The following is a 17440-nucleotide window of genomic DNA, read 5'->3' on the forward strand; positions in this document are numbered from 1 at the left end:
CGGCTTCTTCGAATAGGCCTGATACATAGAGGCAACGGGGCGGCGGTTTTTCAAAAGCGGGTAGACAGTGGGGGCGAGTCCATACATAGCAGCTGGCGAAGCCTGCGTTCGGCTGCGTAGCAGTCGTAGATCCTGCCACATCAATCGTCCTGAAACACCGCGATGGATGGTCTCACGACTGCTTCGCAGCCGAACGCAGGCTTCGCCAGCTGCTACACGGATCTGTCGTGCTCTGTGTACTGTTAGGTACAAACCTCACATACCCACGACAACTTGCCCCTTGAGGCTGCATAAGCCGGTGCACCCACCGGTTATCCATTCCAAGGAGTGAGCGCAATGATCGGTAGCGTCAGCAGTTATACGAGCTATACCAGCACCAATAGCACCACCACCAGTACCGCCCGTAGCCAGCAATTTCAGAAAGAATTGCTCGCCAAACTCGACAGCAACAGCGATGGCGCGGTGGATCAGGATGAACTCAAGAGCGCCCTGTCGCAGAAAACCGACGACGGTCTGCTGGTCAGCCTGAGCAAGAATTTCGCCGACCTGGACAGCGACGAAAGCGGCAGCCTGAGCAGTGAAGAAATGGCCGCGATGCCCCCTCCGCCGCCGCCACGGGACCAGGCACCGAACACCGAACTGGCTGACGCGCTGATCAGCGCCCTGGACGCCGACGGTGACGGCGCCATCAGCAGCGATGAACTGAGCAACGGCCTGGCCAACGCCGGCAGCAGCGCCGACAGCACAGAAATCTTCTCGGCCCTGGACAAGAACGAAGACGGCTCCGTCAGCCAGGACGAACTCGCCGCCAGCCTCGCCCCGCCTCCGCCGCCACCTCAACAAGTGTCCAGCGAAGAACTGTTCAGCCAGCTCGATGCGGACAGCGACGGCAGTGTCAGCGCCACCGAACTGACCAGCGCGTTGCAGACCAGCAGCACCTCATCGACCAGCACCGATACCAGCGCCGCGTTGCTCAAAGTGCTGGATAGCGACAGCAATGGCGGTGTCAGCAGCGACGAGTTGAAAGCGGCGTTGCAAGCCGGCCGCGAGCGAAACACCGACAGTTCCACCGCTCAGTCGAACGTGACCGAAGCTCTGAACAAAATGATCGCCAACCTGAGCAAGCAGTACTCGCTCGACAACGTGGCGACCGTGGGCAAATACCTGAACGAGGCCACATAAGTCAAAAGCTTCGCGGGCAAGCCTCGCTCCTACGGTCTAGAGGCTTGCCCGCGAAGAGGCCCTAAGCCCCAACAAAAATCTCAGGGCCGGCGATCCTCAACCCGAGCCTGACTCTTGCTCCAGTCGTTCAGCAGGCTGTAGGCCACCGCCAACAACGTCGGGCCGATAAACAAACCAATAAACCCAAAGGCAATCAACCCGCCAAACACCCCGAGCAGCACAATCACCAACGGCAAATTCCCGCCCCGGCTGATCAGGTACGGTTTGAGCACGTTGTCGACGCCACTGATGATGAACGTCCCCCAAATTCCGAGAAACACCGCCATCCCGTACTCGCCCTTCCAGGCCAGCCAGGCCGTGGCCGGAATCCACACCAGCGGCGGCCCCATCGGAATCAGGCTCAACAAAAACGTGACGATCCCCAGCACCAGCGCCCCGGGCACCCCGGCAATCAAAAACCCGATCAACGCCAGAACCGCCTGGGCCGCCGCTGTCCCGATCACGCCGTTCACCACCCGCTGCACCGTGCCCGCCACCAATTCGATGTAATACCCGGCACGGTCACCAATCAGACGTTCCAGCAACCCGTGAACAAACGCCGCCAGACGCGGCCCGTCACGGTAGAAAAAGAACACGAAGACGATACTCAACGTCAGCTCAAGTATCCCGCCACCAATCTGCGCACTGCGCGCCAGCAACCAATTGCCGACCTGACCCAGATAAGGTTTGACCGCCAGCATCATCGCCGCGCCCTGCTGATCGATGCTGTTCCAGACCCCCACCAGCCGCTCGCCCACCAAGGGAATACTGCCCAGCCAGGTCGGCGCTTCCGGCAGCCCGTCGACCTGCACATCCTTGATGAACGCCGTGGCATCGCGCACATGGTCCGCGAGGTTGAACCCCAGCCAAACCAACGGCAACGCCACCAGTAACATCCAGCACAGCGTCAGCACTGCGGCCGCCAGAGATTCGCGACCATTGAGCAAACGCGTCAGCAAACGCATCAGCGGCCAACTGGCAAACGCCAGCACCGCGCCCCAGAACAGCGCCGACCAGAACGGCGCCATCACCCAGAAGCTCGCGCCAAACAGCACCAGGAGCAGGATCTGCACCAACAGCCGATCGTTATTGATCATCTAAATCTCGAAAAAAGTCAGCCCGCAAAAGAGTAGGCGAACGCAGCGTGTACGTTCGCCTGATAAAGCTTATCGCAACAGTTCGATGTGCAAGCCAGCGCCCTCGACGCTACCCGCTTCCATCCTGGCGGTGCGCACACCCTGCCCGATCAATGCCTGACGCCAGGCTTCGGCCTTCGGCCCGGAAACACTGACCCGCAACGTGGTGTCCAGATTCAGCCCACGAGAGATCAGGCGCAGCCAGGCATCGTCAGGATCGCCGGTCAATTTGGGGAAATCGAGTTCACCGGTGCTTTTGAGTTCTCGAAGCAAGGTTGCAGAAGTCGGCAGCAAATCACCCAGCGGCGCGGCGGCGTCAAACTGTTCGACGTGAAGATAAGCTTTGCGATTGCCGCGCGTGATGCTGTAAAGCGCCACCAGCGTGTTGTCCTGTGGGGCCGCCAGACGCAACAGCAAGAACGCTTGCTGATCATCAGCGCCATAGAGCTTGGCATTGCCGAAGACATCATTGGCCCACAGGCTGCTTTCGCCGCAATCACGGGCCTGGCACCAGAACAGCAATTGGGCGTCCTGCTTCTGCAAGGCTTCACGAGCGGCGGTGAAGGCCTCGGTGGAGGAATGCTCCGGTGGCAATTCGTAGGTCACCGACGTGGTTTGCCCTCGGGCAGCGACCTGGCCGTCAAAGCGCAACTGGCCGCTGATTTTGCGGATCGAGCCCAGGGGATAGATCCGCTCAAGTTCGGCCACCGGACGATAGTCAACGATCTGCGCATCGGCCATACGCGGCACGATCGGCAGGTCCTGACTGCCCGGAATATCGGCGGCAAACAACAGCGGACTGAAACAACACAGCGACAGCAGACTGAGTGAACGCATGGATAGACTCATCGGATCAGCATGGCCTGGGCACCCTTGATGATACTGGCGTCATCGATACGCTCCGGCACCAGCAAACCGCGCTGTACCGCCGGACGCGCCTCCATGGTTGCCATCCAGCGCTGCAGGGCCGGCAAACCGTCGACCTCGACACCCGACCACTCGTGGCCACGGACCCACGGATAAGTGGCGATGTCGGCAATGCTGTACTCACCAGCCAGAAACTCCCCAGCTTGCAGGCGCGTGTCGAGCACTTCATAGAGGCGGCGGGTTTCATGTTGATAGCGATCGATGGCGCCCTGGAGTTTCTCCGGGAAATAACGGAAAAACACGTTGGCCTGGCCTTGCATCGGGCCGATTCCACCCATCTGGAACATCAGCCATTGCAGGACCACCGAACGCCCCTTGGGGTCTGTTGGCAGCAGTTTGCCGCTCAGTTCAGCCAGGTAAATCAGGATCGCGCCGGATTCAAACACAGCGAAATCGCCGTTGGCGCGGTCGACAATCGCTGGAATCCGGCCATTGGGATTGATCTTGAGGAAGCCCTCGGACTTCTGTTCCTTTTTGTCGAAACTCAAGGCGTGCACCGTGTAGGGCAGGCCGAGTTCCTCGAGCACGATAGAGACCTTGTGGCCATTCGGGGTCGCAGCGGTGTAGAGATCTATCATGGTTGTCTCCCATTTCAACCCGCCCAGCCTCGACAGTTGCCCGGCGCAAGTCAAGGAACGGCGAAGAACCGATTGAAACAGTCTGCGACAAGGTCGGCGCCGGGTTCGTCATTCAGGTGCAAATGATGGCCGCCAGGCAGCTGTTCACGGCTAAAGGGTAGACGCTCCAGCAACTCGGGATGTTTGGCGAGCATGCCGTCGGCAGCCACCACCAGTTTTGCAGGACAACTGACTCGCTGGACGAAGGCCATCGCCTGTTCGGTGGTCAGACGCAGCGGCGACGGTAACGTCAGTCGGTTATCGGTGCGCCAGGTATAACCGCCCGGCACCGGCATCAATCCCCGTTGGGCCAGCAGTTCTGCGGCTTCGCGACTGACAGCGACCAAGCCTTTCATGCGCGCCTCGATGGCCCGGTCGAGGGTGTTGTAGACCGGTTTGCGCTTCTCCCGCAAATCCAGCTGCGCTTGCAAGGCCATGCCCATCCGTTCGGCAGCGTTTTCGCCTTTGTCTGTAGGAGGAATGATGCCGTCGATCAACGCCAGATGGGTCACGCGTTCCGGCAACGAACCGGCCAACACCAGCGAAACGATCGCGCCCATGGAATGCCCCAGCAGGCCAAAGCGCTTCCAGCCCAATTGCTCGGCCACTTGCAGCACGTCATGGGCGTAGTCCCACAGCGCGTAACCGGCACCGGTCGGCCGATGCCCGGAATGACCGTGTCCGGCCATGTCCAGCGCGATAATGCGCAAGCCTGTGAGCTTCGGCGCCAGCCGGGCGAAGCTGTTGGCGTTGTCCAGCCAGCCATGCAAGGCGATCACCGGCATGCCGTCTTCGGGGCCGAACAAGTGCGCTGCCAACTCGATATGCGGCAGGCTCAGGCGAACTTCTTCAACGACGTTGCTCATGCGCAATCCTGTTGGCGGCGACCTTCCCAACGGCTGAGCAGGTTCTTCAGCAGCGTGGCCGTGTCCTGGGGACGTTCGAGGGGAAACATGTGGCCGCCAGGCATGGTCAGGGACTCACCCAGCGGCAAGCGCCCCACGAGGCTTGCGTGATGACGCATCACCACCCGGCTCTTGTGCCCCCGAACCACCGCCAGCGGCACTTTCAGTTGCCGTGTGCGGCCGGGGCTGGTGTGCGGCACGCCACGGTAGATACTGATTTCCGTGGCCGGGTCGAAGCGCAGGCGCAACCTGTCGCCCACCTTGTGCAAGCCGTGTTGCAGGTAAGCGTCGAAGCATTCCGGGTCGAAACTGCGAAACAGGGTTTTGCCAGCGAAATAGAGTCGGGCCGCCTCCAGATCGGCGAACTCTTCCCGTCGTCCCAACGTACGGCCGGCCGGGGTCAGGCGATCGATGAAACCGAAACGTTTGGCGGCGCGGATCACCCATTGATCAGCGCGGGTCAGCACCGGCGAATCAAGCATCACCACGCCGCGATAGAGCTCGGGGCACCGCAACGCCGCGTGCAGATGCAGCACGCCACCGAAGGAATGGCCGACGCCCCACACCGGTTCCGGTTGCTGCCTGAGGTGATGTATCAGCTCGTCGACCAGGTTGTACCAGTTGTCATCCGCCGGAAAACGCGGGTCGTGGGCGTGCTGCTGCAGATGCGTCACCTGATACTCGGGCGCCAGCGCCGCGAACAACTTGCCGTAGGTGCCCGAGGGAAAACCGTTGGCGTGGGCGAAAAATATCTGTTGCGACATACCGGTGATCCATCAAGGAAAACAAGGGTTGATTGTCCGTAAGACGACGTCCTACAGCAATGACCGTAAGTGCCAGGAATGATGACAGTCCGGTCATGGCTATGTCGCAAAAACTTAAATCTGATGAAGTCCCCTGTAGCAGCTGGCGAAGCCTGCGTCCGGCTGCGCAGCAGTCGTAAACCATTCACTGCGGTGGTTCAGGAAGGTTGAGGTCACAGGATTTACGACTGCTTCGCAGCCGGACGCAGGCTTCGCCAGCTGCTACAGGGGATCGCGTTTCAGCGGGCGGGCGGATTCTCACCCAACGGCACCACCGCCATGGTCAACCGCGACACACAACTGGCCTTGCCCTCATCGCTGGTCAAACGGATATCCCAGACATGCGTCGTGCGGCCAATGTGAATCGGCTTGGCCACCGCCGTGACCCGCCCGCTGCGCAAGCCGCGCAAATGGTTGGCGTTGATTTCCAGGCCCACGCAGTAAAACTTGCTGGCGTCGATGCACAGGTAACTGGCCATCGAGCCGACCGTTTCGGCCAGCACCACCGAGGCGCCGCCGTGCAGCAAGCCGTAAGGCTGGTGAGTGCGATGGTCGATGACCATGCTCGCGGTCAGGGACTCGTCGTCGAAGGCTTCGAAGCGAATATCCAACACTTCGCCGATGGTGTTTTTCTGGATTGCGTTCAACTGCTCAATGTTGGGATGGGTACGCCACAAGCTCATTGCTGACATCCTTTGTTGGTTTTATTCGTGACTCAATCCTGCCACAGCACCGCTTCGCTGCGCGCGCTCCATTCTTCGAAACGGGCGCCGTAAGCTGCTTCGATCACGTTACGCTTGATCTTCAGGGTCGGCGTCAGAAAGCCGTTTTCCACCGCCCAGCTGTCCTTGACCACCACCAATCGATGCAAGCGTTCGTGTTTGTCGAGGACGCCATTGACCTCCTCCAACAGTTTTTCCAGGCTTGAATGCAGGCCCGCCCGCGCCGTTCCGCTGGCGTCCTGCTGACCGACCGCCGAGAGCACGCACAGCCCCAGCGGCGCGCTCAGGCCATCGCCCACCACGCACACCTGCTCGATGCGCGAATGCTCCGCCAGACGATTTTCGATCGGCGCCGGGGCGACGTATTTGCCTTTGCTGGTCTTGAATATTTCTTTCAGGCGCCCAGTCAGGCGCAGGTTGCCTTCGGCGTCTTCCTCGCCCTTGTCGCCGGTGCGCAGGAAGCCGTCCTCGGTGATGGTTTCTGCGGTTTTCTCAGGCTCCTTGAAATACCCGAGCATGGTCGCGCCGCTGCGCACCATGACCTCGCCCGACTCAGCGATCCGCACCTCGACCTCCGGGCAGGGCTTGCCGATTCAGCCGGGTTTGTTCTGGCCCGGCAGGCCAACGTGCGAATAGCCGCAGCTTTCGGTCATGCCGTAGACCTCCAGTACATCCAGGCCCAGTTTGCGGTACCACAGCAGCAAGGTCTGCGGCACTGGCGCGGCGCCGGACAAGGCGATGCGCAAGGCATCCAGCCCGAGCCCGGCCAGGAATTTGTGGCCGACCCGCTTGCCGATAATCGGCAGACCGAGCAGGAAGTCGAGGCGCTTTGCCGGGATCTTGCTGTACACGCCCATCTGGAATTTGGTCCAGATCCTCGGCACACCGAACAGCGCGGTCGGACGTGCACGGCGCAAATCGGCCAGGAAGGTGTCGAGGCTCTCGGCAAAAAACACCGTTTGCCCGGTGTAGATCGACGCCAGCTCGACGAACATCCGCTCGGCGACATGGCACAGCGGCAGGTAGGACAGCAGTCGATCCGACTCATTCAAGCCAAACAACTGCGTGCCGCGAGTAGTGGCAAACCCCAGATTGGCGAAACTGTGCATCACGCCTTTGGGCATGCCGGTGGTGCCGGAGGTGTAAATGATGGTCGCCAACTGGTCGGCGGACGGCTTGGGATCGTCCTGGATCGGTGAGCTCTTTTGCAGGTCGGCCCAGCTGAAATCGAACGTGCCGAATGGATGCAACGGCAGGCTGATCGTCGGCAGATCAGGGCTGACCCCTCGATACATGCCTGGCCAGTCATCGAGTTTGCCGATGAACACCAGCGCCGCTTCAGAATGTTCAAGGACCTGGGCCACGGTCTCGGCGGTGAGGTTCGGGTAGAGCGGCACCGACACGTGGCCGGCCATCCAGATCGCCAGGTCAGCGATGATCCAGTGCGCGCAGTTTTTCGAGATCAGGGCGATGTGGCTGCCTTGGGGCAGTTCGCGTGCGCGCAGCCAATGCGCGGCGCAACGTGCCTGATGGCCGACGTCGGCCCAAGTCAGGGTCTCGACCTCTCCGCCGCCCGTGGGCTGGACCAAAAAGCGCTGCCGGGGATGGCGCGCTTCACGCTCGTAGAAGACGTCCAGCGGCAAACGAAAAGCAGCAGGCATGCGACTCGCTCCTTTGTTTTTGGTCTGGAGCAAGCGTAGTCAACCAAGCAGTTGCTCGGTTGACTATTTCACACAAAAATATCAGGTGCGAAGCAGAACCCGTGGGAGCGGGCTTGCTCGCGAAAGCGGTGTGTCAGGCAACATTGATATCGACTGACACACCCTCTTCGCGAGCAAGCCCGCTCCCACACTTGATCGGTGTCGCTCTCAAGTTTCGGGCAAACCATTCCCCCTGTAAAAACAGGATTATGGGTGCTTGATGCCTTTGAGCTTCATCGCGCCGGCCAGCGGCAAATCACCTTCAAGTTCTGCAAGGCCGGCGGTGCGGACTGCTTCCGGGTCCTGTACATGTCCGTGCTGAAGGTAACCCAGCAGGTTGCCCACCAGCGGGTTATGACTGACCAGCAGCGCGTGATCCACAGACACCAACTGCTCCGCCACCGCTTGCGGACGGTTGTCGGGGGTTAGCCAGTCGACGGTGCGAATCTCCGGCGCGAAATTCAGCGCTGTACGCACAATTTCTGCGGTCTCCTGCGCGCGCAGGTAAGGACTGGCATAGATCGCGGTCAGCGGCTTGCCGGCCAACTCGGCGGCAGTGCGCAGCACTTCTTCACGACCATGGGCAGTCAGTGCCCGTTCCGAATCAGGACGCTTGCCGTGTGGCTCGGCTTCACCATGACGCAATACCCAGAGTTTCATAGTTTCGGTTCCTCATCTCGAGCCGGATGCGGGGCTGGCGCCACAGCGTGCGGTGCTTCACCTTCCGGTGTACGCGGCGTCGGCCAGTCGGCGAACGGCCACGGTTTCTGGTCGCTGTGGAAGCTGCCGAAACGACCGATCTGCGCCAGAAACTGGCTCAGGCTGTCGCCGAAGTTCATCAGGCTGGCGCTCGGGGCGCCATAGATCAAACGATAGATCAACTGCACCAGCACCACAGCGCCGAGGATGAATTGCGCCACTTGCCAGACCAGCACGTAGACGATCATCCACAACACGCGCAGCAGGATGGATTCGTACTTGTCCTCTGTTTTCGGATCGTTCATGTCTCGCTCTCCCTGATGCTCAGTTGAAACCACTGGTGGAAATAAAATCGACGTCGGTTTTCGGTTCGGCACGCATCAACAGTTCAATCACCTGATTAAGCGTGCGCCCTTCGAACAGGATCGCGTGCAGCCCGGCGACCAGCGGCATGTACACGCCCACCTCCTGAGCCTTGGCCTTGAGCACCTTAAGGGTGTTCACGCCTTCGGCGACTTCGCCCAGGCGGGTGACCGCATCTTCCAGACTCAAGCCCTGGCCGAGGGCGAATCCGACCTGGTAGTTACGGCTTTTCGGCGACGAGCAGGTGACGATCAAATCGCCGACGCCCGCCAAACCGAGGAAGGTCATCGGGTTGGCGCCCTGATTCACCGCAAAGCGGGTCATTTCCGCCAGCGCCCGGGTGATCAGCATGCTCTTGGTGTTTTCGCCCATGCCCAGCGCCACCGCCATGCCGGCGATGATTGCGTAGACGTTTTTCAGCGCCCCGCCCAACTCCACGCCGAAGCGGTCGGCGCTGGCGTATACGCGAAAGGTCCGGCCATGCAACGCCTCCTGGACCCGCTGGCAGAGTTCTTCGTCTTCGCTGGCGACCACCGTGGCGGTCAGCGCGTGTTCGGCGATTTCACGGGCCAGGTTCGGCCCGGACAGCACGCCGATGCGCGCTTGCGGGGCGATCTCTTCGAGGATTTCGCTCATCAATTTGAAGGTGTGGGCTTCGATGCCTTTGGTCAGGCTCACCAGCAACTTGCCGCTCAAACGTTCGGCGTGCGGCATCAATACCGAGCGCAGCGCGCTGGACGGCAGTGCGACGAAGCACAAGTCGCAGGCTTGCAGAGTGGCCAGCAGGTCGGTGACCGCTTCCACGGCCGGCAGAATCTTGATGCCTTTGAGGTAACGCGGGTTCTCGCGATTGACCCGAATGGCCTCGGCCTGCTCGGGGTCACGCATCCATAGCCGGACCTGATGCCCGTTCTCGGCCAGCAGGTTAGCCACGGCGGTACCAAAACTTCCGCCTCCCAGGACCGCAATTGGGCGCTGTTCAGTCATATGCAATCCGTTAATCCATACCAGTGGCGATGTCGGCATTATACGGAGCGGTCCAGTGGCGGCCAGCCCCTGCATCAATTACCGACACTTGTAGGAAGAAGACCAAGAAAACCGAGGAAAATGCCCACAACGTGACTGGAAAAGTCATTGCGCTCGGTTAACATGCGCGCCAATTGTTCGCTACCAAGGATGTGTTGTGTCGTTTGGCTCTCCATCACCTCGCTCGCCGCTGGTACTGGCGCTGATCTTCAGCTCGCCATTGCTCGCCGACGACTTGTTCCTCGACAGCGAGCCGCTGCCGCCAGTATTGACCGCGACGCGACTCAAGCAGTCGCCGGCCGCGGTACCGGGAAGCATGACGGTGATCGACAGCGAACTGATCAATGCCAGTGGCGCCCGGGACATCAGTGAGTTGCTGCGACTGGTGCCGGGAATGATGGTCGGCAACATCAACGGCAATCAGGCGGCGGTGAACTATCACGGCACCAATGCGACCGAAGCGCGACGCATGCAAGTGTTGATCGACGGCCGTTCGGTGTACCGCGCAGGCCTGGCCACGGTGGACTGGAGTGACATTCCGGTGGCCATGGAGGACATCGAGCGCATCGAAGTTTTTCGCGGCCCGAACACCGTCAGCTATGGCGCCAATGCTCTGATGGCGGTGGTCAACATCATCACGCGCAACCCGGCCGACAGCCACGGCACGCGAATGAAAGTCACCCGAGGGCAGCGCGGCATCGACGACTTTTACGCCAGCCAGGGCGTGGGCTGGGACGGCGGCGACCTGCGCCTGTCACTGTCCGGTCAGAAAGACGACGGCTTCGACTCGGACCGTAACGGTGCCGATTACCGCGACAGCCGCCGCTTGAATCGCTTCAACCTCGCGGTCAGCCAGACGCTCACTGAAAACCAGAGTATCGACTGGCAATTGAATGCCAAGGACGGGAGCAACCAGCGGCCGTATACCTACCGCCCGGTCTTCTCGGGGATTACCGCTGCCGGGAACAATTCCGACGTCATCGCCAAGGACTACGCCGGCTCGCTGCGCTGGAACCTCGACATCAATCCCGATCACAGCCTTTACATCCAGGGCTCGGCGCAGCACTGGGATCGCCAGCAAACCTGGCGTGCCTGCGATGCCGAGGTTTCGTTCAGCCCGCAGTTGACCGAGCTCTGGCAGCTCAACCCGAATTACACCGAACGCCTGGCGCGCAACATGGAGCGCTACACCGGCCCCGGCGCGCCAGCAGGTGACCCGGCCCAGCGGGCACTGGCCAATCAAGTGTTGGACCAATGGCGAAACGGCGCCCGGCAAACCCTCTGTGGCGATATTGACCAGAGCACCCGGGAATCGCGCTACGACCTTGAAGTGCAGGACACCCTCAGCCTGTCCGACAGTCTGCGGCTGGTCAGCGGCATGAACTATCGTTACGACCGGGCAGATTCCGAGACCTACTTCAATGGCACCCTCGACGACACCACCTGGCGGGCGTTCGGCCAACTCGAGTGGCGCGCCACCGAGCATTGGTTGCTGCAGGGCGGTGCGATGTTCGAAGACACGCAATTGATCGGCAGTTCGCTCACCCCCCGGGTGGCCGTCAACTACCTGATCAACCCGCGCCATGGCCTGAGAGCGGTGTATTCGGAAGCCATCCGCTCGCCGGACATGTTCGAGAACAACGTCAACTGGAGCTATCAGGTAAAGAACCTGCGACCCGGTGCCTATGGCCAGTCCAGTGCCCGTTATTTCGTCAAGACCCGTGGCCCCGGTAACCTCGAACAGGAACACATGCGCTCCCGGGAACTAGGCTACAACGGCTACTTTGCCGAAGTGGGGCTGGCGGTCGATGTGAAGCTGTTCTACGACGAAATCACCGGGATGATCAGCGAACCGCTGCGCAACAATCAGTACATCGCCAGCAACTCAAACAGCGCGCGCTTCTCCGGGACAGAAACCCAGCTCGACTGGCGAATCAGCAGCGCCGATCGCCTGCGCCTGACGTATGCCTACGTCGATGCCGAGGCGAGCAACCCACTGGATGCACAACAAACTGCCCGAAACAGCGGTTCCGCCGGTTGGCTGCGCAACTGGGGTCATGGCTGGAACAGCGCGCTCTTCTACTATGGTGACGATGCCCTGAACGGCTACCGCTTCGAACGGGTCGACACGCGCATCGCCAAACGCATCGGCCTGGGCAAGGCCAGCCTAGAACTGGCCGGTGTGCTCCAGCAACGCCTCGACAGCCAGCCCACAACCTTCGTCGACAACAACTACGACGAGCGCCGGGTGCTTTACTTCAGCGCAGAGCTGGCGTTCTAAGATGCTCTATAGCCCGTCACGCAAGACGCCAATCCTTGGCCGCCTGCTGGTCGGGTTGTGCCTGGTGTTTGCTGGGCTGCTGAGCAGCCTGGCGGCCAGCGCCGCGGACATTTTGCTGACCGGCGCCGAGGACAGCCCGGGCATGCAATCCTTCACCCAGGCCCTGAGCGCCTTGCGGCCCGCCGATAACGTGCGCTTCCAGCCACTGGCCAGTCTGCCGGTGCCAGGCAAACTGCCCGCCGGCACCCGTTTGATTCTGCTCGACCTGCCGAGCCTCGACTGGCGCCTGCAAGACACCCAGGGCCCGGCGACGCTGGTGCTGCGCATCAGCCGCCTGCAAGCTCGTCAGCATCTGGGGGCCACCCTGCCCCCGCGCCTCAGCCTGCTCTGGAGCGACCCGCCCCTGGACCGACAATTGCGCCTGACCCGACTGCTGCTGCCTCAGGCCAAACGGGTCGGCGTGCTCTTCGACAGCCACAGCGAATTCCTCTTGAAAGAATTGCATCAGGCCGCTCATTCCCTGGGCCTTGAGGTGGTCACCGAGCGCTGGGATAACACCAACGACAGCCGGCCGCTGCAATCCTTGCTGAAGAACAGCGACGTTTTGCTTGGCCTTGACGACCCCGATCTGTACAACCCGAAAACCGCGAAAAACCTGTTGCTCAGCAGCTATGCACGGCAACTGGCGCTGATCGGCCCTAACGCCGGGTTCGTCAGGGCCGGGAGCCTGGCCAGCACCTACAGCGATCAGAGCGATTGGCTGGCGATGCTCGACGAACTGCTCGACCGGCCACCGGCCACGTGGCCACGCACGCACTACCCGCAACGCTTCAAAGTCTTAAGCAACCCGCAAGTGGCTCGTTCATTAGGGATTGAACAGATAAATGAAGCGTCTGTCGCAACACAGTTGGCCGAAGGAGAAAATCGCCCATGACCTTCCGTCGCCGTTGGGACATCAACACCCGCACACAAATTATCAGCCTCGGCCCTGCCCTGTTGCTGACGTTGCTGTTGATCAGCTTCTTCACCTTCGTGCGGATCCAGGACCTACGTCAGGAGCTCAACCACACCGGGCAGCTGATCGCCAACCAACTGGCGCCGGCCACCGAATACGGAGTGATCTCGGGCAACAACGAGGTGCTCGACAGTTTGCTCAAGGCCACCCTGGCCACGCCCAATGTGCGCTTTCTGGAAGTCCAGGACAGTGCCAACCGGATTCTGGTGTACGTCGAGCAACCGTCGGAAACCCACACCCGCTCGCACCAGGTCGAAGTGTTCCAGGCCCCGGTGCGGCTGCAACGCATCCAGCTGCACAATGATTTTCTGCAGGGCAGCCGCGTCGCCAACACGGCGCCCACCGAGGATTATCTGGGTCGGGTGATCGTCGGGCTGTCCAATGACGCCTTCAGCCAGCGTCAGCAGGAAATCCTGCTCAAGGCCGGGATCCTGGCGCTGTTCGCCCTGCTGTTTACTTTTCTGCTCGCCCGCCGACTCGCCGGCAACCTGTCGCAACCGATCCGCGACATCGGCAACGCGGTCAAGGCGATTCAGGACGGCGACTACAAAACGCCGCTGCCGATCGTCGACGACACTGAACTGGGCGCGCTGTCGCAACACATCAACAACCTCGCCAACGGGCTCGAACAAGCCAGTCGCGAACAGCATCAAGCGATGGCGCAGTTGATTCAAACTCGCGAGGAAGCGGAAAAGGCCAACAACGCCAAATCCGATTTCCTCGCGATGATGAGCCACGAACTGCGCACGCCGATGAATGGCGTGCTGGGCATGCTGCAACTGCTGGAAACCACCGAGATGACCGAGGAGCAGGTCGAATACGCGGCGCTCGCCTCGGAGTCCACCGAACACCTGCTCAAAGTCATCAACGACATTCTCGATTTCTCGCGCATCGAGCGTTCGGAACTGGAGCTGGAGCACATTCCATTCAACCTTGCGGACCTTATCGGCAGTTGCGCCCAGTCGTTCTCGCACAGCGCCGTGCAACGCGAGCTCGACCTGGCGCTGTCGATTCCGGACAACATGCGCGCGTTGCAGGTGCAGGGCGACCCGACGCGGATCCGGCAGATCCTGGTCAACCTGATCGGCAATGCGCTGAAATTCACCGAACAGGGCCGCGTCAGCATCGAGCCGCAATGGCAGTCGCTGGATCACGAACTGCTGTGGTTCACCTGCACCGTGCGCGACAGCGGGATTGGTATTTCGGCTGAAAGCCTGGAATTGATGTTCAACGCCTTCCAGCAGGCCGACAGCTCTATTTCAAGGCGATACGGTGGCACCGGGCTGGGCCTACCGATTGCTCGCACGCTGGCTGAACGCATGGGCGGCACGTTGCGCGCCCAGAGCGAGGAAGGTCGCGGCTCGGTGTTCACCCTGGAAATCCCGCTGGCGCTCTATAAACAGACGCTGCCCGTGCGGGCGCCGCGCGCACCGACCGGCAGCGGTGATGGCGAGGGGCGTAACGTGTTGCTGGTGGAAGACAATCCGGTCAATCAGACGGTCATCGAAGCAATGTTGCGCAGTCTGGGCTTTACTGTCAGCGTCGCCACCGATGGGGCCCAGGCAGTGCGCAGTGCGGAGAGTCTGATTTTCGAGGCTATTCTGATGGACTGTCGGCTACCGATCATCGACGGCTACGAGGCTACCCGACAGATTCGCCAATTACCTGGCTGCACAGACTTGCCGATCATCGCGCTGACCGCCAACGCCTTGCAGGGCGACCGCGAAGCCTGTTTATCGGCGGGAATGAACGATTACCTGGCCAAGCCCTTCAAACGCACAGATTTGCAGCAAATTCTGCAGCGCTGGGTGCAGTAGTGCAGGCCTTTCGGCTATCTGCGACTGGCGTGAAAGGCGAAAGTGCGGCAGTCTTAGGCACCCGAACAGGCCCGAAAAGGGGCTTGAATAATAATTTCAGTGCACAAGTGTACATTCATGTCCTTGGTGCTGTGACTTTCACCACAACGCAATAGTCTATGAGTAGGCTGCTGACTCGAGGCATGAACGCTTCGATCGGCCGGGAAGATTTGCCCCACCTGCCGCATGGGACTATTGAGGAGCTCGCATGACCCAACAAAACGCCTTTACTCGGGAAGACCTGCTGCGGTGCAGTCGCGGTGAGCTGTTCGGCCCAGGTAACGCACAACTGCCCGCCCCGAACATGTTGATGGTGGATCGCATCACCCATATCAGCGCCGAGGGTGGCAAGTACGGCAAGGGTGAATTGGTCGCCGAGCTGGATATCACTCCGGACCTGTGGTTCTTCGCCTGCCACTTCGAAGGTGATCCGGTGATGCCGGGCTGCCTGGGCCTCGACGCCATGTGGCAACTGGTCGGCTTCTTCCTCGGCTGGCAAGGTCTGCCGGGCCGCGGTCGCGCCCTGGGTTCGGGCGAAGTGAAATTCTTCGGTCAGGTTCTGCCGACCGCCAAGAAAGTAACCTATAACATTCAGATCAAGCGCGTACTGAAGGGCAAGCTGAACCTGGCCATCGCCGATGGTTCGGTCAGCGTCGACGGCCGCGAGATCTATACCGCCGAAGGCCTTCGGGTCGGCGTTTTCACATCCACTGACAACTTCTAAGGGTTATCCGCATGCGCCGCGTCGTTATCACTGGTCTGGGCATCGTTTCGTGCCTGGGCAATGACAAAGAGACCGTCTCCGCTAACCTGCGTGCAAGCCGCCCTGGCATCCGGTTCAACCCGGAATATGCCGAAATGGGTCTGCGTAGCCAGGTTTCCGGCTCCATTGACCTTCCCCTCGAAGAGCTGATCGATCGCAAGATCTATCGCTTCGTCGGCCACGCGGCGGCTTACGCCTACCTGGCCATGAAAGACGCCATCGCCGACTCCGGTCTGACCGATGAGCAAGTCTCCAATCCGCGTACCGGCCTGATCGCCGGCTCCGGTGGAGCCTCCACGTTGAATCAGATGGAAGCGCTGGACATCCTGCGCGAGAAAGGCGTCAAACGCGTCGGCCCATACCGCGTCACGCGGACCATGAGCAGCACCGTTTCCGCTTGCCTGGCCACGCCGTTCAAGATCAAGGGCCTGAACTACTCCATCGCTTCTGCCTGTGCCACCAGTGCTCACTGCATCGGTACCGCCATGGAACAGATCCAGATGGGCAAGCAGGACATCGTGTTCGCCGGCGGCGGTGAAGAAGAACATTGGAGCCAATCGTTCCTGTTCGACGCCATGGGCGCACTGTCCAGCCAGTACAACGAAACCCCGGAAAAGGCTTCCCGTGCCTACGACGCCAAGCGTGACGGTTTCGTCATCGCCGGCGGTGGCGGCATGGTCGTGGTCGAAGAGCTGGAACACGCTCTGGCCCGCGGCGCGAAGATCTACGCGGAAATCGTTGGCTACGGCGCGACCTCCGATGGCTACGACATGGTCGCCCCTAGCGGCGAAGGCGCCATCCGCTGCATGCAGATGGCCATGTCCACCGTTGACGCTCCGATCGACTACCTGAACACCCACGGCACCTCGACTCCGGTCGGCGACGTCATGGAAATGAAAGGTGTGCGTGAAGTGTTCGGCGACAAAGCCCCGGCCATCAGCTCCACCAAGAGCCTTTCGGGTCACTCCCTGGGCGCCGCCGGCGTTCACGAAGCGATCTACTGCATGCTGATGATGGAAGGCAACTTCATGGCGGGTTCCGCCAACATCGACGAACTGGATCCGGAAGTGGCTGACATGCCGATCCTGACCAAGACTCGTGAAGACGCCACCATCAACACCGTGATGAGCAACAGCTTCGGCTTCGGTGGCACCAACGCTACGCTGGTACTGAAACGCTGGCAGGGCAAGTAATACCCCGCCACTACGCTGCACATAAAAACGCCCCGACTGGTTCGGGGCGTTTTTTTTGTGCCTTGAGAAATGAATTCACCGCAGCGCCTGTAATTGGATGGACTCGCCCAAGCCGAGGCGTCAATGCGCCACGGTGGCAGTCTAAACAGCCAACGACAGCGAGGGCGAGTCCATGAAAAATCATAGTTCGATTGATCAATCCCTGTCTTCTTC

At 60.8% G+C, this 17440-nt stretch carries 15 protein-coding genes and 1 pseudogene; 6 read left to right on the forward strand and 10 right to left on the reverse strand.

The genetic code is table 11. The features are described 5' to 3' along the window. Positions 1–336: 336 nt before the first annotated feature. Entirely contained in the window at positions 337–1182 is an 846-nt protein-coding gene (xopAW, locus tag FQ187_RS28600) for a XopAW family type III secretion system calcium-binding effector (protein WP_149632052.1), read from the forward strand. 80 nt (positions 1183–1262) lie between these two features. On the opposite strand, the gene FQ187_RS28605 is transcribed toward xopAW, so the two are convergent. The 10 genes and pseudogenes from FQ187_RS28605 to FQ187_RS28655 all read right to left on the reverse strand — a co-directional run bounded on the left by FQ187_RS28605 (position 1263) and on the right by FQ187_RS28655 (position 10080). After that, positions 1263–2318, reverse strand: coding sequence for an AI-2E family transporter (locus FQ187_RS28605; protein ID WP_149632053.1), 1056 nt, complete (start codon positions 2316–2318; stop codon positions 1263–1265). 69 nt (positions 2319–2387) lie between these two features. Then, positions 2388–3194 (reverse strand): DUF4892 domain-containing protein, encoded by an 807-nt coding sequence (locus tag FQ187_RS28610; protein ID WP_149632054.1) that lies wholly within the window; start codon positions 3192–3194, stop codon positions 2388–2390. Between the two features lie 8 nt (positions 3195–3202). Then, entirely contained in the window at positions 3203–3862 is a 660-nt protein-coding gene (locus FQ187_RS28615) for a glutathione S-transferase family protein (protein ID WP_149632055.1), read from the reverse strand. Positions 3863–3912: 50 nt separating this feature from the next. Continuing rightward, positions 3913–4767 carry an alpha/beta hydrolase gene (locus tag FQ187_RS28620; protein ID WP_149632056.1) on the reverse strand — a complete coding sequence of 285 codons (855 nt, stop codon included), beginning with the start codon at positions 4765–4767 and terminating at the stop codon, positions 3913–3915. Then, complete coding sequence (locus tag FQ187_RS28625) at positions 4764–5570, reverse strand: alpha/beta fold hydrolase (RefSeq protein WP_149632057.1); 807 nt, start codon at positions 5568–5570, stop codon at positions 4764–4766. The genes FQ187_RS28620 and FQ187_RS28625 overlap by 4 nt, the downstream gene beginning before the upstream one ends. Before the next feature lie 278 nt (positions 5571–5848). Beyond that, the gene (locus FQ187_RS28630; RefSeq protein ID WP_056743253.1) at positions 5849–6292 is read right to left on the reverse strand and encodes a hotdog fold thioesterase; all 444 of its coding nucleotides are present in this window, start codon (positions 6290–6292) and stop codon (positions 5849–5851) included. Positions 6293–6324: 32 nt separating this feature from the next. Beyond that, positions 6325–7992 (reverse strand): annotated as a pseudogene (locus FQ187_RS28635) (AMP-binding protein). 246 nt (positions 7993–8238) lie between these two features. Beyond that, the gene (sixA, locus tag FQ187_RS28645) at positions 8239–8691 is read right to left on the reverse strand and encodes a phosphohistidine phosphatase SixA (protein ID WP_149632058.1); all 453 of its coding nucleotides are present in this window, start codon (positions 8689–8691) and stop codon (positions 8239–8241) included. Continuing rightward, positions 8688–9035, reverse strand: a complete 348-nt coding sequence (locus FQ187_RS28650) for a DUF4389 domain-containing protein (RefSeq protein WP_123364751.1) — start codon at positions 9033–9035, stop codon at positions 8688–8690. Before FQ187_RS28650 ends, sixA begins: the two co-directional genes overlap by 4 nt. A gap of 19 nt (positions 9036–9054) precedes the next feature. Continuing rightward, positions 9055–10080 carry an NAD(P)H-dependent glycerol-3-phosphate dehydrogenase gene (locus FQ187_RS28655; protein WP_129437532.1) on the reverse strand — a complete coding sequence of 342 codons (1026 nt, stop codon included), beginning with the start codon at positions 10078–10080 and terminating at the stop codon, positions 9055–9057. A 196-nt stretch (positions 10081–10276) separates the two neighbouring features. On the opposite strand from FQ187_RS28655, the gene FQ187_RS28660 reads away from it, so the two are divergent. The 5 genes from FQ187_RS28660 to fabB all read left to right on the forward strand — a co-directional run bounded on the left by FQ187_RS28660 (position 10277) and on the right by fabB (position 17227). Further along, positions 10277–12400, forward strand: coding sequence for a TonB-dependent siderophore receptor (locus FQ187_RS28660; RefSeq protein WP_149632059.1), 2124 nt, complete (start codon positions 10277–10279; stop codon positions 12398–12400). A 1-nt stretch (position 12401) separates the two neighbouring features. After that, the gene (locus FQ187_RS28665) at positions 12402–13334 is read left to right on the forward strand and encodes an ABC transporter substrate-binding protein (RefSeq protein ID WP_149632060.1); all 933 of its coding nucleotides are present in this window, start codon (positions 12402–12404) and stop codon (positions 13332–13334) included. Beyond that, on the forward strand, positions 13331–15232 hold the full coding sequence (locus tag FQ187_RS28670) for an ATP-binding protein (protein ID WP_149632061.1): 1902 nt from the start codon (positions 13331–13333) through the stop codon (positions 15230–15232). The genes FQ187_RS28665 and FQ187_RS28670 overlap by 4 nt, the downstream gene beginning before the upstream one ends. 247 nt (positions 15233–15479) lie before the next feature. Next, a complete protein-coding gene (fabA, locus tag FQ187_RS28675) occupies positions 15480–15995 on the forward strand; it encodes a 3-hydroxyacyl-[acyl-carrier-protein] dehydratase FabA (protein WP_008148022.1) in 516 nt (171 codons plus the stop codon). A gap of 11 nt (positions 15996–16006) precedes the next feature. Further along, a complete protein-coding gene (gene fabB / locus FQ187_RS28680) occupies positions 16007–17227 on the forward strand; it encodes a beta-ketoacyl-ACP synthase I (RefSeq protein ID WP_134419046.1) in 1221 nt (406 codons plus the stop codon). Positions 17228–17440: the final 213 nt, after the last annotated feature.

It is taken from the genome of Pseudomonas sp. ANT_J28 (assembly GCF_008370005.1).
GTDB lineage: Bacteria > Pseudomonadota > Gammaproteobacteria > Pseudomonadales > Pseudomonadaceae > Aquipseudomonas > Aquipseudomonas frigoris.

Coding starts and splice junctions, on each gene's coding strand:
- FQ187_RS28650 (WP_123364751.1), bottom strand. CDS start 9,035: ATGAACGATCCGAAAACAGAGGACAAGTACGAATCCATCCTGCTGCGC.
- FQ187_RS28655 (WP_129437532.1), bottom strand. CDS start 10,080: ATGACTGAACAGCGCCCAATTGCGGTCCTGGGAGGCGGAAGTTTTGGT.
- FQ187_RS28610 (WP_149632054.1), bottom strand. CDS start 3,194: ATGCGTTCACTCAGTCTGCTGTCGCTGTGTTGTTTCAGTCCGCTGTTG.
- FQ187_RS28630 (WP_056743253.1), bottom strand. CDS start 6,292: ATGAGCTTGTGGCGTACCCATCCCAACATTGAGCAGTTGAACGCAATC.
- xopAW (WP_149632052.1), top strand. CDS start 337: ATGATCGGTAGCGTCAGCAGTTATACGAGCTATACCAGCACCAATAGC.
- fabB (WP_134419046.1), top strand. CDS start 16,007: ATGCGCCGCGTCGTTATCACTGGTCTGGGCATCGTTTCGTGCCTGGGC.
- sixA (WP_149632058.1), bottom strand. CDS start 8,691: ATGAAACTCTGGGTATTGCGTCATGGTGAAGCCGAGCCACACGGCAAG.
- FQ187_RS28605 (WP_149632053.1), bottom strand. CDS start 2,318: ATGATCAATAACGATCGGCTGTTGGTGCAGATCCTGCTCCTGGTGCTG.
- fabA (WP_008148022.1), top strand. CDS start 15,480: ATGACCCAACAAAACGCCTTTACTCGGGAAGACCTGCTGCGGTGCAGT.
- FQ187_RS28670 (WP_149632061.1), top strand. CDS start 13,331: ATGACCTTCCGTCGCCGTTGGGACATCAACACCCGCACACAAATTATC.
- FQ187_RS28615 (WP_149632055.1), bottom strand. CDS start 3,862: ATGATAGATCTCTACACCGCTGCGACCCCGAATGGCCACAAGGTCTCT.
- FQ187_RS28665 (WP_149632060.1), top strand. CDS start 12,402: ATGCTCTATAGCCCGTCACGCAAGACGCCAATCCTTGGCCGCCTGCTG.
- FQ187_RS28620 (WP_149632056.1), bottom strand. CDS start 4,767: ATGAGCAACGTCGTTGAAGAAGTTCGCCTGAGCCTGCCGCATATCGAG.
- FQ187_RS28625 (WP_149632057.1), bottom strand. CDS start 5,570: ATGTCGCAACAGATATTTTTCGCCCACGCCAACGGTTTTCCCTCGGGC.